Source organism: Thauera sp. AutoDN2 (assembly GCF_051280715.1).
GTDB lineage: Bacteria > Pseudomonadota > Gammaproteobacteria > Burkholderiales > Rhodocyclaceae > Thauera.
The window spans coordinates 16,818-38,953 of the sequence record NZ_JBNCAR010000032.1; the positions used below are offsets into that span (position 1 = coordinate 16,818).

Consider the following 22,136-nt stretch of genomic DNA (forward strand, 5'->3'; position numbering starts at 1 on the left):
CTCAGGCCCCCACTGCAAGAGGTTGATGAAGGCGCTGGCGCAACTCCGAGACGTCGCCCGAACCCAGGTAGGCCTTGATCACCTCGGGGTTGGCCTGCACCTCGGCCGGCGTGCCGTCGGCGATGACCTGGCCGAAGTTGAGCACCACCACGTGGTCGGACAGGTCCATGACCATGCCCATGTCGTGCTCCACCATCAGCACCGTCACGCCCCACTCCTCGCGCACGTCGAGGATGAAGCGCGCCATGTCCTCGGTCTCCTCGCGGTTCATGCCGGCGACCGGCTCGTCCAGCATCAGCACCTTGGGTCGCATCGCCAGCGCGCGCGCCATCTCCACCCGCTTCTGCAGGCCGTAGGACAGCACCGACACCGGCATGTGGCGGATGTGGTCGATCTCCAGGAAGTCGATGATGCGTTCCTCGACCTCCTGGCGCAGCTTCATTTCCTCGTGCCGCGCACGGCCGAAGTAGAACAGCGCGTCGAGCACGTTGGTGCGCAGGTGGGCATGGCGACCGAGCTTGATGTTGTCGAGCACGGTCATGCCGCGGAACAGCGCGATGTTCTGGAAGCTGCGCGCCAGGCCCAGCCTGGCGCGCTCGGGCGGGCGGGTGGCGGTGATGTCCTCGCCCTGGAAGCGGATACGCCCCGTCGAGGGTTTGTAGAAACCGGAGATCGTGTTGAACAGTGAGGTCTTGCCTGCGCCGTTCGGACCGATGACGGTGGTGATGGACCCCGGAGCGACTTCGAAGCCCACGTCAGTCAGCGCCTTGATACCGCCGAACGACAACGTGAGCCCCTCGACCTCGAGGATAGGACTGGCCTTGCCTGGATGCACCTTGTCTCCTCCTGCCAGCCGCCTCTTCCCGGGCGGACTGTGCGTGCTGTGCTTTAATTGCCAGCGAACGCGATCCCATCGGGGATCACGAAGCGCCGGCGCGGGCATTAATCTTTTTTCTGCCGCTATTTGCAGGCCATACTAGGCAGTACGGGCCGGGTTGTGGATGACAGAACCGGCCGATCGATTGACATTTTCTGCCACTTGACCGAGACATCCCGATCACGCACCGCAGCATCGCAACCGCCATGACCGAACGTCCGAATGCTCCCGCCGTCACCGTGCCGATCCGCATGATCGGCCAGCTCCTCGACCGCCTCGGCGAACGACAGCCGTTGGCACTCGACTGCATCGGCCGTGCAGGCATCGCCCCGGCGCTGCTGCAGCAGGACTCGGCTCGTGTCACGGTGGAGCAGTTCGCACTGTTCTACCGCACGCTCGCCATCGAGCTCGACGACGAGACGCCGGGCATGTTCTCGCGGCCCCTGCGCGCGGGCACGCTCAAGTTCCTGTGCCTCGGCATGCTGGACGCCGCCAACCTGCGCGTCGCCCTGCACCGCTTCTGCTGGTTCTTCCGCCTGGTGCTGGACGACCTGCATTACGAGATGGACGAGGCGGACGGGCTGACCCGCATCACGCTGGTCGAGCGCGCCGACCTTGGCCCCCACCGGATGCTGATCCTCGAGCTGATGCTGATGCTGGTGCAGGGCATCGGGTCGTGGATGATCGAGCGCAAGCTGCTGTTCGACCGGGTGGACCTCGGCTACCCCGCCCCGGCGCATGCCGGCGAGTACATCAACATGTACGCGGGTCCGGCGCGCTTCGACCAGGCACGGACCGCGCTTTACATTGAACCGGTCTTCATGGACGCGCCGATCCGCCAGGACAAGGCCTCGCTGTCGGCCTTCCTGCGCAAGGCGCCGATGGACTGGATTCACGTCTCGGTCAGCGAGCGCCTGTTCACCCACCGCGTGCGCGACCTGCTGGAAGCCGGGCTAGGCCGTCCGCAGACGGTGGAGGACGTGGCGCGCGCCCTGCACATCTCGCCACGCACGCTGGCACGCCGGCTCGACGCCGAGGGCACGCACTTCCAGGCGGTCAAGGACGCCCTTCGGCGCGACGTGGCCATCGCCCGCATCTCGCGGACCGACGAACCGATCGCCAGCATCGGCGCCGACCTCGGCTTCGACGATCCGGCCGCTTTCAACCGCGCCTTCAAGCAATGGACCGGGACGCCGCCGGGCAGCTATCGGCGCGCGCGCGCCAAAGTCTGAGCGCTCGTCCGCGCAGAAACCACACTTGGTACGCGCCCGGCGTCAGGGTACATTCGGCCCATCCTCCCGGCCTCCTCCTTCTCTTCCAGTCCATGACCGCCCAGCACCCCGAGATCCGCCCCGAGCAATCCATCGAGCTGCTCAAGCAGCTCCATATCCTCACCCGCGACGGCAAGCTCAACCAGGACAGCCGGCGCAAGCTCAAGCAGGTCTATCACCTCTACCAGTTCATCGAGCCGCTGCTGGCCGAAGCGCTGGCCGAGCACCCCGACCTGCAGCTGGTGGACCACGGCGCGGGCAAGTCCTACCTCGGTTTCATCCTGTACGACCTGTTCTTCAAGCAGCACGCGCCGGGCGGGCGCATCCACGGCATCGAGACGCGCGACGAGCTGGTGACGAGCTCGCGCCGGCTGGCGGACAAGCTCGGGTTCTCTGCGGGCATGCGCTTCCAGAACCTCAGCGTGGCCGAATCGATCGACTCGGACCGCCTGCCCGGGCGCATCGACATCGTCACCGCGCTGCACGCCTGCAACACCGCCACCGACGACGCGATCCGCTTCGCGCTGCACAAGGGCGCACGCGCCATCGTGCTCGTGCCCTGCTGCCAGGCCGAGGTTGCCGCGGTGCTGCGCAAGCACAAGCAGCAGGCACTGCGCCACCCGATCGCAGAGCTGTGGCGGCACCCGATCCACACGCGCGAATTCGGCAGCCACCTCACCAACGTGCTGCGCTGCCTGCAGCTCGAGGCACACGGCTACGAGGTCACCGTCACCGAACTCGTTGGCTGGGAGCACTCGATGAAGAACGAACTGATCATCGCGCGCCATCAGCCCGACCGGCCGCGCAAACGCGCTGCCGAACGCCTCACCGAGCTGCTCGGCACCTTCGGCCTCGACGAACTCTCCGAACGCTTCTTCACCGCCTGAGGGCGATCTGCGCGACACCCCGGCCGGCCCAGTTGCGCCCCTGGAGGCGCGCTGGTGTCACAGGGCGGGAATCCTCCACCTGATACACTGCGAACGTCCGGCCGGCAGAGAAGCGCTACGCCGGCCACATACACTTACACGGAGGTATTCATGGCTGTCCTGCTGCAGGTTGACTTCCCTTTCAACGGCCCCTGGGGCGAAGAGATGAGCACGGGCATGCGCGATCTTGCGGCCTCCATTGCCGGGGAGCCAGGCCTGTCCTGGAAGATCTGGACCGAGAACCGCGACACTGGCGAGGCGGGCGGGATCTACCTCTTCGAAGACCGCGCCAGCGCCGAGGCCTACCTCGACATGCACCGTGCACGCCTGCTTGGTTTCGGCGTACCGACGGTCAACGCCAAACTTTTCGAGGTCAACGTTCCCCTTTCGCAGATCGATCGCGCCCCGCTGGTCTGAAGAGGTTTACGACTTCCTTCGGCGCGACGAGCACCCTGTGGGTCGCCGGACCCGATGCCTGACCGAGCCCCCTGAACGTGAAATACGACCCATGGCGGTGACGCCCTCCTCCCTGCTCGCAGCGCTCATCGTCGCGCTGACCGCCCTCGGCCCGCTGTCCACCGACTTTTATCTGCCCTCACTGCCCGCGATCGCAGATGCGCTCGGCACCGACAGCGCCGGGGTGCAGCTTACGCTGTCGGTGTACCTGCTCGGCTTCGGCACCGGCCAGCTCGTCATCGGGCCACTGTCCGACCGCTACGGCCGGCGCCCGGTGCTGCTGTGGGGTATGGCAGTCTTCCTCGTCGCGTCCGCAGCCTGCGCGTTCGCGCATTCACTCGAGGCCCTCGTGGCAGCCCGCCTGCTGCAGGCACTGGGCGCCTGCACGGGGCCGGTACTCGGACGCGCGGTGGTGCGTGACGTGTATGGCCCGCAGGAGTCGGCCAGGGTGCTCTCACACGTCTCCACGGCCACTGCGCTGGCGCCACTGCTCGCGCCCATGCTCGGCGGCTGGCTCACCTCGGGCTTCGGCTGGCGCGCGACATTCGTCGTGCTCACGCTCTACGCGGCACTGCTGATCGTGCTGCTGTGGCGCGCACTGCAGGAAACCAACGCCCACCCCGACCCGCAGGCCCTGCAACCTGCCCGCATGCTGGCCAACTACCGTACGCTGCTGGCGGACCCAAACTACCGCACCGCGCTGCTGGTGGGCTGCGGCGCATTCGCGGCGCTGTTCGCCTTCATCTCGGGCTCGCCCTTCGTCTACATCGGCCTGTACGGCATGAGCCCGGAGCAGATGGGCCTTGCCTTCGGCGTGAACGTGACCGGCTTCATGCTCGGCACCATCCTCTCCGCACGCCTGTCGCGCCGCATCGGCCCTGCGCGGCTGATGCGCCACGGCGTGCTGCTCGGCGCGGTGAGTGGCACCTTGCTCGCCGGGCTCGCACTCGCCGGCGTGGTCCACCCTGCGGCGGTCATGCTGCCGATGTGGGGCGTCACCGCGGCGATCGGACTCACCCTGCCCAACGCCACCGCCCTTGGCCTGGCCGGCTACCCGAAGATGGCGGGGGCAGCCGCTTCGCTGATGGGTTTTGTGCAGATGGGCCTGGGCGCAGGCGCAGGCATGGTGGTCGGCCATGGCGTGCAGGACAGTGCCTTGCCGCTGGCGCTGATGGTGGCGGGCGCGATGCTGTTCAGCCTGCTGGTGTGGGCGCTCGGACCGAGGCGCTGACGCGCGGCGCCTTCGGCGGAGATCGTCAGCCCGCTGTCCCGAACGCCCCAAACCCGCTCGCCACGGCGCGCAGCAGCGCCTCCTCCGCAAGCGGCGGCGCAAACAGGAAGCCCTGCACGACATCGCACCCCATGTGCGCGAGGCGTTCGAGTTGCTCCACGTTCTCGACCCCCTCGGCCACGGTAAGGAAGCCGAAGTGCCGCGCCATGTCGATCACCGTGCCCGTCAGGCGCTGGTCCTGCGGGTTGGTGTGCAGGTCGCGGATGAAGGCACGATCGATCTTGAGTACCGACACCGGCAGCGCCTTGAGGTAAGCGAGCGAGGAGTAACCCGTGCCGAAGTCGTCGATCGCAATGCCGAACCCGGTGCGCGCAAGCGTCTCGAGCTGCGTCATGGCCAGCGCCATGTCCTGCATCAGGCCCGACTCGGTGACCTCGATCTCGAGCAGCGCGGGCGGCACACCGCGCGCCTGCGCAGCCGCGATGATTTCGTGGGCGAACTCGGGGCGCATCAGCTGCACGCTGGCGACGTTGACCGCGAGGCTGAAGTCCGGCGGCACCACCGCCTGCCGACGCCAGCGCGCGAGCAGATCCATCGCCTCGTGCATCACCCATGCGCCGATCGCGACGATCTCGCCGCTGGCCTCCGCGAGGGGAATGAACTCCGCCGGTGACACCGGGCCGAACTCGGCGCTGTTCCAGCGCAGCAGCGCCTCGGCCCCGCACACCGTACGCGTCTTCAGGTCGACCTTGGGCTGACAGGCGAGGTGGAGTTCTCCGCGCGCGATCGCGTGGCGCAGGGCGTGGGCCATGCGCGTGCGACGGCGGAGCGCCTCCTCGAGCTCGGCCGAGTAGGCCTGACACAAGCCGTCACGCGCAGGCAGCGCCAGCGCCGCCCTGCGGATCCAGTGCTCCGCGGACCCCGCGGCGGCGCCTGCGCTGCGACCTATGCTGGCGCGCAACTGCAGGCTCATGTCTTCCACCTCGAAGGGCGTGGCGAAATGCTCGAGCACGGTCTCGCCAAGCGCCCCATGCACATCATCACTGCCGGCGTGATCCGTCAGCAGCACCCACTCGGAGCTGTTCCAGACCCCCAGCATCGCGTCTGCGTCCGCCTGCAAGGGGCGCAGGCGCTGAGCGAGCTGCATGCCGAGCCGGTCGGAGATGACGTAACCATGCAGGCGTGCGATGTCATCCAGCCCACCGATGGCGATGAACAGCACACCGGGATTGCGACCCTCCGCCAGCAGACGTTCGGCATGCTCGAGCAAGGCGCGGCGGTTGGGCAGCCCCGTCACAGGGTCCTCGCGCGAGAGCGCCTCAAGTGCGCGCGTGCGCTCCTTCACCAGCCCCTCGAGCAGCACGGCGCGCTGCGAACGCTCCTTGATCAGCCAGTGCCGGTCCAGGGTATTGTGTATGCGCTGCAGAACCTCGACATGGTCGAAGGGCTTGATCAGAAAGTCCTGCGCCCCGAGTTCCAGCGCGCGGTGGCGTGTTTCCTCGTCGATCTGCGCGGTGAGCACGATCACCGCCGGCGCCTGTTCACGCGGCAACGCGCGCAGCCGCTCCATGATCTCCAGTCCGCTCAGCCAGGGCATGCGCACGTCAAGCAGGATCAGGTCCGGGCACTGGCGCTGCACGCGGGCTTCCACCCGCCGCGGATCGGTCATGCCCTCGAGCCGGTCATAACCTTGGTCCTCGAGCAGCCCGATCAGGAGCTCTACATTGGCCAGGTTGTCATCGACGACGAGGATGTCGGCGTCTGCGTAGCGTTCCTTGAACGGCATGGATTCCTCGCTGAGATTCGTCATTTCACCGCGTCCGCATGCGTGCCCTGCCGCCCCCTGGGCACTCCAGGTGTATCGGGTGAGCGTTCGTCCCCGAGGTCGGCGGCCGGCAGCTCGAACCAGAACGCGCTCCCCTCGCCCTCCACGCTTTCCACGCCGATCTCGCCCCCCATCAGGTGCACGAGCTTGCGGGTCAGCGCAAGGCCAACGCCCGTTCCTTCCACCTCGCCCGACTCCGCACCGAGCCGGTTGAACGGCTGGAACAGCTCCCCGAGCTTGTCCGCCTCGATCCCCATTCCGGTGTCGCGCACGCCAATCCGCACCAGCGGCCCGGTGCGCACGCACTCCACCCACACCTGCCCCTCCGGCCGGTTGTACTTGATGGCGTTGCTGAGCAGGTTGATCAGCACCTGCTTGAGCCGCACGTAATCGGCCTGCACCTGCAGCGGGCAGGCCTCTGGGGCGGGCATGTGCAGCGCGACACCCTGTTGCGCTGCCAGCGGGCGGATGCTCTCCACCGTCTCTTCCAGCACATCGCACAGCGCCACCGGCTCGAGCAAAACCTGCATGTGCCCCGATTCGATACGTGCGAGATCGAGCACCTCATTGATCAGGCTGAGCAGGTGGCGCCCGCTGCGCTCGATGTGCCCGGCGTGGCGAGCCTGTCGCCCGGTCAACGGCTGGCGCCCGTTCTGCAGAAGCTGGGCGAAGCCCAGGATGGCGTTGAGCGGCGTGCGCAGCTCGTGGCTCATCGAAGACAGGAACTCGGTCTTGGCCTGGCTGGCGCGCTCGGCCTGATCGCGCGCGATGCGCAGCTCTTCGGTGAACCGACGCTGTTCATCGAGCTGGCGATAGAGGTTGATGAGCAGCGCGCAGGTCGAGGTGAAAGGCTCCAGCCACTTCACCAGCGCATCGTCGTAGGGCTCTTCGGCATTCGCGATCGCGTACATGCCGATCACCTCGCCGCGGTCGATGATCGGCACGCCGAGGTAGCTGTGCAGCGGCGGGTGCCCGGGGGGCAGGCGCCCACCCCTCGGATCGGTCGCCATGTCGTTGCTGAGCACCACCTTGCCCCCGGCGAACACCTGCCCGAGCATGCCCTGCGGATTGGTCAGCATCATGTCGCCGCTGCTCAGTTGCTGCATCAGCGCGCGCGTCTCGTCGTTCCACGACAGGTCGGTGATGGCGTGGATCTTCAGCGCGGGCAGACCCTCCTTGGGGACCACTTCGCCAATCAGCGCATATCGGCTGCCGGTGAGCGCGCGCAGCGCCTCCTTCAGGAAGCTCCAGAGCGTATTCTGCGAGAGCAGCGCGCGATAGTCGGTCAGACCGCGGTGTAGCACCTCGAGCAGCGCATGCTCGCGCGCCTGGCGCTCGCGCACGGCGTTGATCTCGCGCAGATCGGTGAGAATGCCGATGAACTCCCGCGCCTCGGGCGGGCAATCGGGATCCGCGCAGGCCACTTCGCTCAAGGCCAGCTGAACCGGAATTGCTTCTCCATTGCGGTGAAGGGCTTCGACTTCGCGGGCCTTGCCCAGCAACCGGGTCTTTCCGCTCGCGATGTAGGCCGCGAGATAGCCGTCATGCTCGCTTGCGATCTCAGGCGGCATCAGCATCTTCACGTTCCGCCCGGCAAGCTCGGCCATGCCGTACCCGAGCATGTCCCGAGCGTGCGGGTTGACCTCCTGCATCTGCCCCAAGCCGTCGATGCGCACGATTCCGACGGCCGCACCTTCGTTGATCGTCTGGTAGCGCGCGGTGATGGCGAGCGTCTTGCGCGCTTCCGTGCGCAACTCGTTGGTACGTTGATGCAGGCGAACGAGGTGCTCCACCTGGTCTGCGAGCTGGCGCAGCCGCCCCCGGGCGGTTTCATCGAAGTCGCGCGGCTGGTAGTCGATCAGGCACAGCGTCCCCAACACATGTCCTTCCTCGGAATGTATGGGCGCGCCGGCATAGAACCTCAGGCCCGGATCGCCGGCGACCAGCGGGTTGTCTGCAAAGCGGGGATCCCGCCGGGCGTCCTCCACGACCAGAAGGCTGTCGAGGAACACGACGTGGCTGCAGAACGCGACATCGCGCGGCGTCTCGGTCGCACACAAACCCAGCCGCGATTTGAACCATTGCCGATCGCGATCGACCAAGGACACCAGTACGGTCGGAACGCCGAACAGACCGGCGGCGAGCCGGGTGAGATTGTCGAAGGCCGGTTCGGGAGAGGTATCGAGGATATCGAGCGACTGCAGCGAAGCCAGGCGCGCGGTTTCATTCTCGGGGAAAGGGGCAGACGGCATCCGGGGTCCTGAAGGTGAGCATTTCGGGGCGGCCGAGCGGAAGGTCATCCACCGTCCTCGAAGCCGCGTCCCAGCCCGAAGCCTGCCCATCTGTGCGAAGAATCCGCGTCACTCTACCAACAAAGTCTGCTTCGGAAGCAGGTGGACACGCCGTAAGCGTGTCGTGGTTGGCAGTACCGAAAGTTGCCCCCGACCGGGGAAGCGACACCCGCTTGATAGCCTGCCGCCCACTTCGGGTTAATCATTTTTAAGAAATTTGCCACTATACAAATATATTTAATTTTCCTTAAGTTTGTTCCTATCATGCCGAAGATAGACTTGTTACAGAGTTTTCCATTAGCTTCTTCCCTGCCGGTCTCCGGCAGGAAGAGCGGCTGCAAGCGGTCCGGACATTCCCAAGATCAATAAGAGAGCACCATGCGCAACAACCAGCCAGTCACCAACGTCGAAACCCTCCTGCCCGAAAACGAGTTCATCTACTCCCAGACCAACCTGAAGGGCATCATCGTGGAGGCCAACAAGGCCTTCGCGGACATCAGCGGCTTCACCCTGGAGCAGATGGTCGGGCAACCACACAACATCGTCCGCCATCCCGACATGCCTCCCGAGGCCTACGCAGATATGTGGGAGGACCTGAAGGCGGGACGGCCATGGCAGGGGCTGGTCAAGAACCGCCGCAGCGATGGTGGCTTCTACTGGGTAGTGGCGAACGCATCCCCCGTCCGTGAGAACGGCCAGATCGTCGGCTACCAGTCGGTGCGGACCCGCCCCTCGCGCGAACAGGTCGCCGCAGCAGAAGCGGCGTACAAGCGCCTCCGCAACGGCGATCGCTCCATCCGCATCGAGCACGGACGGGTGATCCCGGCGCGCCTGTCGGTGTGGGCGCGGTTCAACGACGTCCGGGTGCAGACCCTGGGCGGGAGCCTGCTGATGGTGCTGATGGCCGCGCTGCTCGTTCTCACTCCGCTCGTCGCCGTCCCATTCGAAGGCGACCTGATGCTGGGCCTGGGCGCCCTGACGCTGCCCTGGGCGCTGTGGATGCTGTTTGGCAGCATGCCAAGACTGAACCGGGATCTCGTCGCACTGGACGATTTCCTGCGGAAGGTGCTCAGCACCGGAGACCTCCGCCACCGCTTCAGCCTCGCACGTTACGACGCCCTGGGGCGGATCTCACGCAAGACCGATCGCTTCATCTCCTCGGTGCAGGCGACCATTCAGGGCATGGAAGACACCGCCCGGGGCGTCGCGGACGTGTCGGGCGAGGTTCGTTCCGGCGTCGTCACCGTCGACAAGTCCGCACGCAAGCAGGCGGACGCAACCCAGACCGCTGCGGCGGGCATCGAGGAAATCACGGTTTCGATCGCCGAGGTCGCCGAGCATGCCTCTTCGACGCACGCTGCGGCGGCGTCGGTGAGCAAGTCGTCCAAGCGCGGTGCAGCGCTCTCCGAAGAGGCGGTCCATTCCATCCGAACGCTGGCCGACACCGTCAAGGCCTCGGCCGCGCGGGTGGAGTTGCTCGGCGAGCAGTCGATCGAGATCTCGCGTATCACGGACGTGATCCGCGAGATCGCCGATCAGACGAACCTGCTCGCACTCAACGCGGCCATCGAAGCGGCTCGCGCGGGCGAAGCCGGTCGCGGGTTTGCCGTGGTGGCCGACGAAGTGCGCAAGCTCGCCGAACGCACGACCAAGGCCACGCTCGACATCAGTCAAATGGTGTCCTCGATCAGCGCCGACACCCACCAGGCCGTCGAGGGCATGCGCGCCGGCGCCGTGCACGTTGAAGACAGCGTCAAGCTGGTTGGCCAGGCAGAGGAGGCGCTGCGCGAGATCGACGCGCAGATGTCGCGAACGCTGGAGATGGTCAACGAGATCACGCACTCCTCAAGCGAGCAGCGCAATGCCATGCAGCTGATGGCGCAAAGCGTGGAACAGGTCGCGGACATGACCGACCAGAATGCGAGTGTGGTGAGTCAGACCAGCGCAGCCGTGGAGCGGCTGGACAATTCCGTCGCGCGGATGCGCAAGGCGGTGGGTCAATTCGCCATCTGAGCCCCCTGCAGCGCCCGTGCCCGCCGCAGCCGCCGCCGGCGCTGCGGTCGGCCACAGGCGGGCCTGCAAGCTTCCACTACAGACAAGCGCACATGGGGGCGCGCCAGGTGGAGACGGCGCGCTAGAATGCCGGGCTATCGGCCCTATGGGCCTGCCTGTATCGCTATCGCTGGAGCGCCTCGATGAAAACCCTCTCCGCCGCCCTGCTCATGCTCGCGTCCCTCACCGCGCTGGCCGAGACTCCGCCCAAGGGCGACTGCGCCACGCCAGCGCCCCGCCAGGACCTGAGCAACTGCGACTTTTCCGGTCGTGACCTGAGCGGCCACGATTTCTCCGGTACGGTGCTGGAGAACACGCGCTTCAACGGCGCACAGCTCAAGGGTTCGCGCTTCGACAAGGCGATGGCGAAGTGGACCAACTTCACTGGCGCACGCCTGGAGGGCTCGAGCTTTGCCGGCGCAAACCTGTTCCACGCCAAATTCAACGATGCCGACCTCAGCGACGCCAACCTGCAAGGCGCCAACCTGTTCGGCGCCATGCTGGTGGGCACACGGGCGCCGCGCGCGGATCTTACGGGTGCGTTCATGAAGGACGTGCACATGCCGGGCGCGGACCTCACCGGGGCCAGCCTGCGCAAGATCTATGGGCTGCGCTTCATCCTCGACGGCTCGAAGCTGCAGGGTGCGGACCTGTCCGAAGCCGACCTGACGGGCGCCAACCTGGAGGCGGTGGATTTCACCTCGGCCAAGGTGCGCGGCACACGTTTCTCGGGTGCGGTGATCCCGGAAGCGGTGTTCCGCAATGCAGATCTGTCCGACGCAGACTTCAGCCACGCCGATCTGGAAGGCAGCGATTTCGCCGGCGCGCAGAACATGCCCGCCAAGCTCAAGGAACAACTCGACAGCGCGCGCTGAGCGCACGCTGGAGCGGATGGCGGAAGAGAATGGGAGTCGAACCCACCTGGGACCGGCTGACGGCCCCACCTGGTTTTGAAGACCAGTCGCCCCACCGGGGAACGCCTCTCTTCCGTCGTGTCGTGAGCGGATTCTAACCTCGCAGGCCGCGCTTCGGCCGCCTGCGCATCAGTTTTCCCCCCATGCGGGCGGCTCGCCGCGCAGCACGTGCGCAAGGCGGTGTCCCGCGCCGACGCGGCGGGTAAAGCCGACGCGGTCGAAGAACTCCAGGATCTGGATCGCGCGCTTGCGCCCGCCCCCGATGCGGTCGCGGAAGTCCGCCGCGCGGATGCGCCCCTCGTTGGCCGCAGCGAGCTCGGTCGCGATCGCACTCAGCCGCGCCACCGTCACGCACGGATAGAACAGGTCGCGCACCACCTGGAAGATCTCGCCCCGCATCGCCACGCGGCGCAACAGGCTGCGCGTGGCGCCCTCCTCGAGCGCGCACAGGGCGGCGAGATCACGCACCCAGGGCGGGTCGTATTCGCCCGCCAGCAGGTGCGCCAGCATCGCATCGGCGCGCTCGCGGTCCGCGGTGCCGAGCTCGACGGTGTGCGTGGGCATGTGCCAGTACGAGCCCATGCGCACGAGCCGCCCGTCGTCGAGCAGCGCCTCCAGGCGGGAGAGGAACACCGCGGACGGCAGCTGCGGCGCGCACATCCGCCGCAGGCGCTCGCGCTCCACCCCGGGCTCGTCGGCGAAGTGTTCGTGGTGCGCGGCCAGGCGCGCAAGCACGCTCTCGCCGAGCGCCCCCCATGCCGCATGCGAGAAGATGCGTCCGCCGGCCTTCGTCGCCACATGGCGGGCATCGGGCAGCAGTTCGCCGATGCGCGCACCCGGCAGGTTGTGTGCGATCGCGAGTTCCTCGGGGTCGAGACCGAGGGGTGCGCGCTCGAGCAGCGCCGCGAGCCGGGCTGCGGGCTCGGGGGTCTCGAGCACCGCCAGCATGGCGAGACGCTCGGGGCGGCGACGGTGGCGCGCCGGCGGAAAGGGGTCGAGCACCCTGCCCCCGCCCAGGGTCTTACTGCCCGCTGCGTCCCGGATCACGATGCGGTCGCCGCAGCAGGCGAACAGCGGCCGGTCGCACACCGCCTGCACCAGGCCGCTCGCCCCCGGCGCGAGCCCGCCGGCCTCGAGCGCCTCATCCAGCAGCGCCAGCCGCGCCATGACGTGTCCGCCGGCATGGTGCAGTGTCACGCTGGACCACTGGCCGAGCTTGCGCGGCGCATCGGGGAGTAGCTGCAGGCGCAGGTCGATGCGATCGGTGGCGCGGGCAGCCTGCGGCGTGAGCAGCCAGTCGCCGCGCTCGACCTCGCCGTAGTCGATGCCGGCCAGATTGACCGCGCAGCGGCTGCCCTGCGAGCCAGACTCCGAGATGCGGCCATTGACGCGCAGCCCGCGCACGCGCAGCGCGCGACGCAGCCCATCCGCACGCGCCAGCAGCACCGTGTCGCCGCTGCGCACCGTGCCTGCATGCACGGTACCGGTGACGATCGTGCCTGCGCCAGCGAGCGCGAAGCGGCGGTCCACCACGAGACGGAATCCGGCATCGGCCGGCTGCATCGACTCCTCGCGCGCCACCGCGCGGAGGTGCTCGCGCAAGGGTTCGATGCCCTCGCCGCTCAGCGCCGACACCGCGAACACGGGGCTGCCCGCGAGCGAAGTCGGGGCGAGCAGCGCCGCGATGTCGGCATCGACCTCGGCGACGCGCGCAGGCGGCACGCGATCGCACTTGGTCAGCGCCACCGCGCCGCGCGCGATGCCGAGCAGGTGCAGGATCGCCAGATGTTCACGCGTCTGCGGCATCACCCCGTCGTCGGCCGCCACCACGAGCAGCGCGAAGTCGATGCCGCTCGCGCCCATCAGCATGGTGGGGATGAAGCGTTCATGGCCGGGCACGTCGATGAAGGCGAGCGTGCGCGCCGCATCCACCCCCGCCGCCTCGTCCAGCGGCGCGAACGCGTAGCCGAGCTCGATGGTGATGCCGCGCGCCTTCTCCTCGGGCAGGTGGGTGGTGTCGATGCCCGTGAGCGCGCGCAGCAGCGTGGTCTTGCCGTGGTCGATGTGGCCTGCGGTACCGATCAGCATGCGCGCGTACCTCCGCCGCCAAGGCGCGCGAGTTGATCGGCGAAGGCCGCCTCATCCTCCGCACGCAGGCAGCGCAGGTCCAGCCACAGCGCGTTGTCGGCGATGCGTCCGACGACCGGCACCGGCAGGCTGCGCAGCGCCTTCTCGAGCCGGTTCAGCGTGCCGCCCTTGCGTTGCGGCCGGCATACCAGGCCGGCCGACGGCAGCCGGTCCACGGGCAGACTGCCCGAGCCGATCTGCGAGCGCATCGGCTCGACCGTCACGGTGAGCGGCCAGGCGGCGAGCGCACCGGCAAACGCGGGCTGCAGGCGCTCGGCCTGGGCGAGGATCTCGCCTTGCGCGCGGGTGAGCAGACGCAGGCTCTCGAGCCGCTCCGCCAGGCGGTCTGGGTCGCGATACAGGCGCAGCACCGCCTCCAGCCCGGCGAGGGTGATCTTGCCCACACGCAGCACGCGCTTGAGCGGGTTCTTCTTGATCTTCGCAATCAGCTCACGCCGGCCGACCAGGATGCCGGCCTGCGGGCCTCCGAGCAGCTTGTCCCCGGAGAAGGTGACCAGATCCGCCCCGGCCGCGATCGCCTCGCGCGGCGTGGGCTCGTGCGGCAGGCCCCAGGCCTCTAGCCCGGTGAGCGTGCCCGAGCCGAGATCCTCGACGAAGGGCAGGCCGTGGCCGTGCGCGATCGCGGCGAGCTCGGTGCGCGGCACCTCCTTGGTGAAGCCCTCGATCGAATAGTTGCTGGTGTGCACCTTCATCAGCATCGCGGTACGCGGGCCGATGGCTTCCTCGAAGTCGCGTGCATGGCAGCGGTTGGTGCAGCCCACCTCGACCAGTTTCGCGCCGGCGCGCTTCATGATGTCGGGGACACGAAAGGCGCCGCCGATCTCGACCAGTTCGCCGCGCGAGACGATCGCCTCCTTGCGCTGCACGAGCGTGTTGAGGAGCAGGAACACCGCCGCGGCGTTGTTGTTGACCACGGTTGCCGCCTCGGCGCCGGTGAGCTCGACGAGGAGCTCCTCGACCAGATCGTCCCGGTCGCCGCGTCCGCCGGAGGCCAGGTCGTACTCGAGCGCGCAGGGGTGGCGCGCGGCGTCGACGATGGCGGCGATCGCCTCTTCGGGCAGGGTGTCGCGGCCCAGGTTGGTGTGCAGCACGGTGCCGGTGAGGTTGAACACCCGCCGCAGCCTGGGCAGGCTGGCGGCCTCGATGCGATGCAGGACGCCATCGCGCAGCGCCCCGGCATCCGGAAGCGCAGCGCCGGCGCGGATGGCCTCGCGCACGCTGGCGAGCTCGGTGCGGATGGCATCGGTCACGACGTGGCGGCCATAGGCCTGGGCCTGCTCGACGAGGGCGGGCTCGGCCAGCAGGCGATCGACGGACGGCAGGGAAGCGAGGGAGGCTGTAGTCATGATTCGAATGAACGATCGGCGAGGTGCTAGCAACGAAAGACCGGCATAAAAACCGTCGGTCGATGAAAGACAAGCTTGTGCAGCATCCGCCCGGGTGCAGAAGCGGAAACCCCGCCTCTGGGGCGGGGTCCTCGGGTGCTCCGAAAGGCGGGGCCGGGATGGATCACTCCATCGACGGATTCCACACCTTCCACACCTTGCCGACCAGGTCGGGACCCGGCTTCAGCGTCGGCTTACCCGGCTCCCAGCCGGCCGGCGTGGCTTCCGCGCCGCCGGTTGCCCGCACGTGCTGGAAGGCCTGCACCTGACGCACGGTTTCCGCAAGCTTGCGGCCCACGGGCGGGGTCATCACTTCCATGGCCTGGACCACACCATCGGGGTCGATGATGAAGCGGCCACGCAACTCGATGCCCTGCGCGTCGTCATAGACGCCGTAAGCGCGTCCGATGTTGCCTGCCTGATCGGACAGCATGTGGAAACGCACGCCGCCGTCGACCATCTTCGACAACTCCTCGTCGTTCCAGATCTTGTGGACGAAATGGCTGTCCACGCTGACCGAGAATACTTCTACACCCAATGCCTGAAGAGCATCATATTGCGCTGCGACCGCAGACACTTCTGTTGCTCAGACGAACGTGAAGTCACCAGGGTAGAAACACAGCATCACCCACTTACCGGCATAGTCCGAGAGCTTCACGCTGGTGAAGCCACCCCGGTAGTAAGCGGGCGCCGCAAAATCGGGGGCTTTCTGCCCGACGCGAGCGACCATTGAAGGCACCTCCTTCTGACTGGCAGAGTCCGCTGGAGCCGGCCCTGTTTCGACAGGCGCATCGGGTACCGAACCCGATACTCGTGCGCACGAAGCGCTTTGCTCTTCCATATGCACCTCCATGCCATGCCAAGGCGTGACCGGCCTTTCGTGCTGCATCGAAAAAAGCCACGCCAGGACACGCGTTTGAACGGTAGTCGATAAGCTACCGCTGATAAGCCTACGCCCGGCCCCGCCACGGATCAATCCCGAGCGGCGAGAAAAGCGGCAGAAAAATCGGGCAAAATCTGCCAATCCACGCCAAACGCTGCCAAGTTCACCCTGACATCTGCCACAGGCACCGATTCAGCGCACGAGGCATACGATGTCCGAACAGCTCCAGCGAGTTCAGACCATTCCCAAGGCAGATCCCTTCGAAACCCACGCCAGACCCTACGACGACTGGTTCGAGCGCCACCCTGCGATCTATCCGTCCGCGTTGTTTACCCTGCGCACCTTCGTCCCGGTCGGCAGGCGCGGACCGCAGCTCGGCGTGCTACGCTTGACTGCGAGCGAAGGGCCTGGGCAAAGCCCGCAACACGGAAGCGACCGGAAGACATCATGAGCACCAACACCCCGCTATCGGACCTGCGCAAGAGCTACGAGCAGGGCACGCTGGAAGAGCACGACTCGGCCAGCGAACCGCTGCAGCAGTTCGCGAGTTGGCTCGCGCAAGCGTTGGAGCGCGGGCTGCCCGAGCCCAATGCGATGACGGTGGCCACGGTGGGCGAGGATGGCCGCCCCTCGACGCGCCCGGTACTGATCAAGGGCTACGACGCGCGCGGCATCGTCTGGTATTCGAACTACCACAGTCGCAAGGGCCGCGAACTCGAAGCCCGCCCCTTTGCCGCACTGCAGTTTCACTGGGTGGAGATGGAGCGCGTGGTGCGCATCGAGGGCCGGGTGGAAAAGGTGTCCGCGACCGAGTCCGACGAGTATTTCGCCAGCCGCCCGCTCGCACACCGCATCGGCGCCTGGGCCTCGCCGCAGAGCGAGGCCATCGCCGGGCGCACGCTGATCGTGTCGCGCGCCGCGGAATACGGCCTCAAATTTGGCCTCAACCCGCCCCGGCCGCCGCACTGGGGCGGCTACCGCCTGGTGCCGGACTACTGGGAGTTCTGGCAGGGCCGTACGTCACGCCTGCACGACCGCATCGCCTACCGTCTGCAGACCGATGGCAGTTGGGCCCGAGAACGGCTGGCGCCCTGACTGCAGGCGAAGTCCTGACCCTGCCACCGCCACGGGCAGGCCAAGCCTCCACCACCACTCTGGGACGCGCGGACGCGCGGCCTTGCCTTTTCCCTTGCCTTCGGTAGAACACTGCACCGATCATTGAGGCCGTTTTTCATCCACGAGTAACCATGAACACCCCGACCACCGCGCAACACACCGCGGGCGAAGCCCCTGCGATCATCCTCCCCGATCCCGAGAGCATCTTCCTCACGCGCGCAGAACGTTTCGACGCACTGGCGCTGCACCACGGCCTGGGCGAATGGCTCGCCTTCCTCGGCCGGCTTTCGCGCGCCCAGGACAAGGCACTGAAGGCCGCGGAGCCCGACCTTGCGCCCCCCGCAACGGAAACCCTCGAACTGGCACGCAAGCACCGCATGCCACCGGTCAGCGTCGCCTCATTCCAGCGCCCGATCGTCTGGCACGACATCCTGCGCAGCATCGTCGGCGATCTGCTCGAGAACGCACCCGTCGGCGCCCGGGAAACCCTCGACGCGCTCCTGCTCACCAGCGCGGAAGAGCTCGACAAGCTGGCCGAGAAACTACTCAACGGCGAACCCGAGCGCGCCGACATGGACCGCCTGCCCTACATCGCTGCCGCGATGCAGGTGGTGTTCACCGCGGTCGCCAGCAAGCTCGACGCCACGGCCTTGCCGCGCATGGAGGCGCACAGCACCTGCCCGGTGTGCGGCAGCCACCCCGTCGTGAGTGTGATCCGCAGCGAAGGCCCCACCGCCGGCCTGCGCTATGTGCACTGCACCCTGTGCAACACCGAATGGGAGGTTCCGCACGCCACCTGCGTCACCTGCGGCGACCGTGAGAAGGTCACGCTGCACGAGATCGATGGCGACGACGGCATCGCGCGTGCCGAATCCTGCGGCGCCTGCGAGAGCTACATGAAGCTCATCGTCCAGGGCCCGAACGCGCGGGTCGACCCGATCGCCGACGACCTGGCCTCGGTGGCGCTGGACATGCTGGTGGACGACGCCGGTTTCGTGCGCAGCGGCCCGAACTACCTGCTCATCGGCGCCGGAGAGTAAGACGGCAAGCGGGGCTGCGCAGGCGCCCGATTGCACGGGCGCCTGACGCTTAAACGCGCAGCAGCAACACCTTCAGCGGCGGATTGTCGTCGCGACTGGGGAAATCCGCTTCCGGGGCGATCCATTCCGCCTCGCGCAGGGGGCGCCCCGCCTTGCGGGCGCTGCGGTCGAGCTGGTCTAGCCAGTCCTCGCGCCGCACACGCGCAACGTTGTTGCAGCAGATCAGCGTACCGCCCTCCTCGGTGGCAAGCAGCGCCGGCTTGAACAGCGCGGCGTAGTCATGCACCAGGTCGACCACGCCGAAGGGGCTCTTGGCGTAGCGCGGCGGATCGAGGAAGACGAGATCGAAGCGGTGCGGCGCCAGCTCGGGAAAGGGCGGCAGGTGCTTGCCGCGCACCACCTTCGGCTGACCGATGCCCGCGTACTGACGCAGGGCGGCGAAGGCATCCGACTTGATGAAGCGCACACGGATCGGTAGCTCGTTGAGGCGGGCATTGTCCTTGCCGACCGCGAGGCTCGACTCGGCAAAATCCACATTCACCACATGACGCGCGCCCGCCTTGGCCGCCGCGACACCGACGCCACAGGTGTAGGCGAACACATTGAGCAGGGACTTGCCCTCCGACTCCTGCATCACCCGCCGGCGCGCCGCACGCAGATCGAGGAACAGCCACGGATCCTGCCCCGCATGCCGGGCCTGGAAGCGGTAGCGCACGCCGAGCTCGGAGAACTCCGAAAGTTGTTCGGCCAGAGCCTGCTGCTCCGGCGAAAGGGCGTTGGCGATGCGGGAGTTCTTTCCGCTGCGGTCATTCCAGACCAAGGGCAGGCCCGGCAGGGCACCACCGTAGAAGGCCTCCAGCTCGGCCAGTTGCTCGGCCGTCAGCGGCCGGTGGAAGGTCTGCACCAGCAGCACCGAGCCATAGCGGTCGACCGTGACCCCGGGCGCACCTTCGACGGTGCCGTGAAAAAGACGATAGGCATCGGTCTGCTCGGCAGCCAGCTGTTCAATCAGGGGCGCTCGGGCGGCAAGCGCGGCCGAGAGCAGGTCGGTGAGGGAGGAGGACATGGCGGTTCCAGCACAGGGCGCGCCAGTATGCCCGACTGCGCGCCGGATGCGCATCCTTGGAAGGGTGCGCCGCAATCCGGCCGCCCTGCCCGTGCAGCGCCTTCTGCGCAGCGGTGCACATGAACAATCGCCGGTCCCGCACAACTGTCCTCTGCACTCTCGGCGTCAGCATTCCGAGCAGCGCCGTAAGGCGTTCGCTCGAAGGAAGGGCTAGGCGTCATCTTCGGTTCGCGAAGCTCAGTGTTCATTGCCCGCGTACACCCACATTGGCTCTGTTCTGCCCGCTCGCTCGAACCCCATCGACTTGTAGAACTCCACGGCCTCTCCATCCGCAGTAAGCATCTTCTGATGGAACCCCTCGTACTTCTCCATCAGAGTGCCCATCATCGCTCGTCCGACGCCTTGGCGTTGAAACTCGGGGGGCACAAGCATGTGCGGGAAGTACACAACCAGGTGGCCGTCCGAGATAGCATTTCCTAGACCGACCAAGCGGCCTCCCACTCGAGCGGTAACCAGCGCATGGGAGTTCCGAAGTGCCGCAAGAAGCTGACCTGGCTTCTCAGCAGAGGACCAAGCGTTTGCTTTGTAGAGCTTGACAACCTCAATGTCATCGAGATGAGTCGTTCAAAGATATGGTCAATGACATTTCGCTGTGCCTCATGTGAGACGCCTTACTTTATTTTGGGGTAACAGTTCTGCCGCATAACATCGGAATGCCGGATGACTTTTCGACCTCAACTGCCGGTAGCTCGAAGGGGGCACTCAGCAGCGATGTGTTGGTCACCTGCCGTTCGAGCGTCACGCGACGGCGAACGGCAGCTTAACCATCCTGCCAACTGGAACTACCCGATTCGGACCTTCGACGGTCGGGCGTATCAACGACTGGTTTTTGATTATCGCAGCCACACGTAATGCGCCCCACCCTCTAAGCGTGTCCGCTATTATGGACAAAACATCATGTGTTTGTCTATAATAGCGAAATGCCGCGCAAGCCACCAATCGTCTTTCCGCAGGAGCAGAGGCTGCTCTCCCAGCTGGGAGAGCGGCTGAAGCTCGCGCGCATGCGGCGAAAGCTGAGCAACGCCGTGGTGGCTCAGCGGGCCGGCATCTCAAGAACCTCCCTCTACAAGGTGGAGGCGGGTGACCCAGGAGCAACCTTGGGCACTTACATGCGAGTCATGGCGGCCCTGGGTCTAGAGGCCGACATCAATGCGCTAGCCGCAGACGACAAGGTGGGCCGCAAGCTGCAAGACTTGGCACTCGAAGCGCCTGCGTCAGCACCGCGACGCCGTCGAGCTGCCACAAATGAACCGCCGACTCCTGCCGTCCGTCCGGATGGCACCGGGAGCGCGTCATGAGCACCCAAGCCAACGCCTTGGAAGTTTGGCTCGATTGCGACTTGGGGCCGCCATGCCTGGTCGGCACCTTGGCACACGACCGTGGCCAGATTCGGTTCCATTACGAGCGCGTGTGGCTGCGCGACGCGCGAGCGTTCGCGCTTGACCCTGACCTATCGCTGGACGAAGCGCCATTCTTTCCCAAGCCAGAGCTGGGCAACTTCGGCATCTTCCTGGACTCGTCCCCTGACCGGTGGGGCCAGACGCTGATGAAGCGGCGAGAGGCGCTGCAAGCCAAGGACGAGAAACGCACGCCGCGGACGCTGTACGCATGGGACTTCCTCATCGGGGTGCAGGACTTCACCCGGCAGGGGGCGTTGCGCTTTCGGCTTGCTGGCACTGAGGAATTCCTGGGCAACGAGATGATGGCAGCACCGCCCATCACTACTCTGCGCGAGCTGGAGGCGGTGGCATATCAGCTGAGCAGCCGCCGCATCGACGACCTCGACGCGTTGCGCAAATGGCTGTCCGTGTTGGTTGCGCCTGGCGCATCTTTGGGTGGCGCACGGCCGAAAGCCAACTTCACGGAGGCGGATGGCTCCCTGTGGATTGGCAAATTCCCGGCGCGAGACGACGACCGGGATGTCGGTGCCTGGGAGCTCGTGGCCCACAGTCTCGCGCTGAAGGCGGGGGTGGATGTTCCTGCCGCGAAGGCCGTGCGCCTGAACAATGAGTTCCACACCTTTTGCGTGCAGCGTTTTGACCGTGCCAACGGAACGCGACGGTTTTATGCTTCCGCGATGACCTTGCTACGCAAGGAGCAGAGCGAGGGCACAAGCTACCTAGAGCTGGCCCAGTTCCTTCGGGGTAAGGGCGACGGTGCGCATGCGGATGCCGACCTGGAGCAGCTATTCCGCAGGGTGGCTTTCAACGTCGCAATTGGGAACAGGGACGACCACCTGCGCAATCACGGGTTCGTGCTGGGCGCGACAGGCTGGCGCTTGGCGCCGGCGTTCGACGTGAACCCGAACATCGACAAGGCAGAACACGTCCTCAATATTGATGACGCAGACAACCGTCCGAGCCTACAAACAGTTCTGACCACTGCAACCTTCTACGGGCTGACTGAAGAACGGGGCAAGCAGATTGTCGAAGAGGTCGCTTCTGCGGTCGATGGGTGGGAAAGCCTAGCTAGGCAGGCCGGCATTGCCCGCGGCGATGCCCTCTAGGTCAAGATGGTTGTCGCCTCGATAGAATCTGAAACCCGAGGGCGATAACGGAAGAAAGAAGTGGCCAGGTACGGACAAGCATTCAAGGA

Annotated in this window: 19 protein-coding genes and 1 tRNA gene; 11 read left to right on the plus strand and 9 right to left on the minus strand. The window is 66.6% G+C overall.

Features of this window, described 5'->3' with window-relative positions:
• Window position 1: 1 nt before the first annotated feature.
• Window positions 2-835, minus strand: a complete 834-nt coding sequence (locus tag ACPT9U_RS14705) for an ABC transporter ATP-binding protein (protein WP_048708193.1) — start codon at window positions 833-835, stop codon at window positions 2-4.
• A 248-nt stretch (window positions 836-1,083) separates the two neighbouring features.
• Between ACPT9U_RS14705 and ACPT9U_RS14710 the strand changes: the two genes are divergently transcribed.
• From ACPT9U_RS14710 to ACPT9U_RS14725, 4 genes are all read left to right on the plus strand, one after another.
• Window positions 1,084-2,109: an AraC family transcriptional regulator ligand-binding domain-containing protein gene (locus ACPT9U_RS14710; RefSeq protein ID WP_435751458.1), complete on the plus strand. Its 1,026-nt coding sequence runs from the start codon at window positions 1,084-1,086 to the stop codon at window positions 2,107-2,109.
• A 92-nt stretch (window positions 2,110-2,201) separates the two neighbouring features.
• Window positions 2,202-3,035 (plus strand): class I SAM-dependent methyltransferase, encoded by an 834-nt coding sequence (locus ACPT9U_RS14715; RefSeq protein WP_435751459.1) that lies wholly within the window; start codon window positions 2,202-2,204, stop codon window positions 3,033-3,035.
• A 150-nt stretch (window positions 3,036-3,185) separates the two neighbouring features.
• Complete coding sequence (locus ACPT9U_RS14720; protein WP_418363755.1) at window positions 3,186-3,491, plus strand: monooxygenase; 306 nt, start codon at window positions 3,186-3,188, stop codon at window positions 3,489-3,491.
• 91 nt (window positions 3,492-3,582) lie between these two features.
• A complete protein-coding gene (locus tag ACPT9U_RS14725; protein WP_418363756.1) occupies window positions 3,583-4,761 on the plus strand; it encodes a multidrug effflux MFS transporter in 1,179 nt (392 codons plus the stop codon).
• A 25-nt stretch (window positions 4,762-4,786) separates the two neighbouring features.
• Here ACPT9U_RS14725 and ACPT9U_RS14730 read toward each other — a convergent pair whose 3' ends face one another.
• Both ACPT9U_RS14730 and ACPT9U_RS14735 read right to left on the minus strand, forming a co-directional pair.
• Complete coding sequence (locus ACPT9U_RS14730) at window positions 4,787-6,571, minus strand: putative bifunctional diguanylate cyclase/phosphodiesterase (protein ID WP_435751460.1); 1,785 nt, start codon at window positions 6,569-6,571, stop codon at window positions 4,787-4,789.
• Complete coding sequence (locus ACPT9U_RS14735; RefSeq protein ID WP_435751461.1) at window positions 6,568-8,838, minus strand: GAF domain-containing protein; 2,271 nt, start codon at window positions 8,836-8,838, stop codon at window positions 6,568-6,570. Before ACPT9U_RS14735 ends, ACPT9U_RS14730 begins: the two co-directional genes overlap by 4 nt.
• A 417-nt stretch (window positions 8,839-9,255) precedes the next feature.
• Between ACPT9U_RS14735 and ACPT9U_RS14740 the strand changes: the two genes are divergently transcribed.
• Complete coding sequence (locus ACPT9U_RS14740; RefSeq protein ID WP_435751462.1) at window positions 9,256-10,890, plus strand: methyl-accepting chemotaxis protein; 1,635 nt, start codon at window positions 9,256-9,258, stop codon at window positions 10,888-10,890.
• 182 nt (window positions 10,891-11,072) lie between these two features.
• A complete protein-coding gene (locus ACPT9U_RS14745) occupies window positions 11,073-11,804 on the plus strand; it encodes a pentapeptide repeat-containing protein (RefSeq protein ID WP_435751463.1) in 732 nt (243 codons plus the stop codon).
• 17 nt (window positions 11,805-11,821) lie between these two features.
• On the opposite strand, the gene ACPT9U_RS14750 is transcribed toward ACPT9U_RS14745, so the two are convergent.
• From ACPT9U_RS14750 to prxU, 4 genes are all read right to left on the minus strand, one after another.
• Window positions 11,822-11,918 (minus strand) — tRNA-Sec (locus tag ACPT9U_RS14750).
• Between the two features lie 54 nt (window positions 11,919-11,972).
• Window positions 11,973-13,931, minus strand: a complete 1,959-nt coding sequence (gene selB, locus ACPT9U_RS14755; RefSeq protein WP_435751464.1) for a selenocysteine-specific translation elongation factor — start codon at window positions 13,929-13,931, stop codon at window positions 11,973-11,975.
• A complete protein-coding gene (gene selA / locus ACPT9U_RS14760) occupies window positions 13,925-15,337 on the minus strand; it encodes an L-seryl-tRNA(Sec) selenium transferase (RefSeq protein WP_435751465.1) in 1,413 nt (470 codons plus the stop codon). The genes selB and selA overlap by 7 nt, the downstream gene beginning before the upstream one ends.
• A 163-nt stretch (window positions 15,338-15,500) precedes the next feature.
• Window positions 15,501-16,217 carry a thioredoxin-dependent peroxiredoxin gene (gene prxU / locus ACPT9U_RS14765; protein WP_435751466.1) on the minus strand — a complete coding sequence of 239 codons (717 nt, stop codon included), beginning with the start codon at window positions 16,215-16,217 and terminating at the stop codon, window positions 15,501-15,503.
• Window positions 16,218-16,470: 253 nt separating this feature from the next.
• Here prxU and ACPT9U_RS14770 point away from each other — a divergent pair, with 253 nt between their 5' ends.
• The 3 genes from ACPT9U_RS14770 to fdhE all read left to right on the plus strand — a co-directional run bounded on the left by ACPT9U_RS14770 (window position 16,471) and on the right by fdhE (window position 18,415).
• On the plus strand, window positions 16,471-16,710 hold the full coding sequence (locus tag ACPT9U_RS14770; protein WP_435751467.1) for a hypothetical protein: 240 nt from the start codon (window positions 16,471-16,473) through the stop codon (window positions 16,708-16,710).
• Window positions 16,707-17,354, plus strand: a complete 648-nt coding sequence (gene pdxH, locus ACPT9U_RS14775) for a pyridoxamine 5'-phosphate oxidase (protein WP_435751468.1) — start codon at window positions 16,707-16,709, stop codon at window positions 17,352-17,354. The genes ACPT9U_RS14770 and pdxH overlap by 4 nt, the downstream gene beginning before the upstream one ends.
• A 152-nt stretch (window positions 17,355-17,506) precedes the next feature.
• Window positions 17,507-18,415: a formate dehydrogenase accessory protein FdhE gene (gene fdhE / locus ACPT9U_RS14780; protein ID WP_435751469.1), complete on the plus strand. Its 909-nt coding sequence runs from the start codon at window positions 17,507-17,509 to the stop codon at window positions 18,413-18,415.
• Between the two features lie 49 nt (window positions 18,416-18,464).
• Here the strand turns inward: fdhE and ACPT9U_RS14785 are convergent, their stop codons facing one another.
• A complete protein-coding gene (locus ACPT9U_RS14785; RefSeq protein ID WP_435751470.1) occupies window positions 18,465-19,481 on the minus strand; it encodes a class I SAM-dependent rRNA methyltransferase in 1,017 nt (338 codons plus the stop codon).
• A gap of 237 nt (window positions 19,482-19,718) precedes the next feature.
• Window positions 19,719-19,982, minus strand: coding sequence for a GNAT family N-acetyltransferase (locus tag ACPT9U_RS14790; protein WP_435751471.1), 264 nt, complete (start codon window positions 19,980-19,982; stop codon window positions 19,719-19,721).
• A 479-nt stretch (window positions 19,983-20,461) separates the two neighbouring features.
• Here ACPT9U_RS14790 and ACPT9U_RS14795 point away from each other — a divergent pair, with 479 nt between their 5' ends.
• Entirely contained in the window at window positions 20,462-20,839 is a 378-nt protein-coding gene (locus ACPT9U_RS14795) for a helix-turn-helix domain-containing protein (protein ID WP_353798765.1), read from the plus strand.
• Window positions 20,836-22,047: a type II toxin-antitoxin system HipA family toxin gene (locus ACPT9U_RS14800; RefSeq protein WP_435751472.1), complete on the plus strand. Its 1,212-nt coding sequence runs from the start codon at window positions 20,836-20,838 to the stop codon at window positions 22,045-22,047. The genes ACPT9U_RS14795 and ACPT9U_RS14800 overlap by 4 nt, the downstream gene beginning before the upstream one ends.
• The last annotated feature ends 89 nt before the right edge of the window (window positions 22,048-22,136 follow it).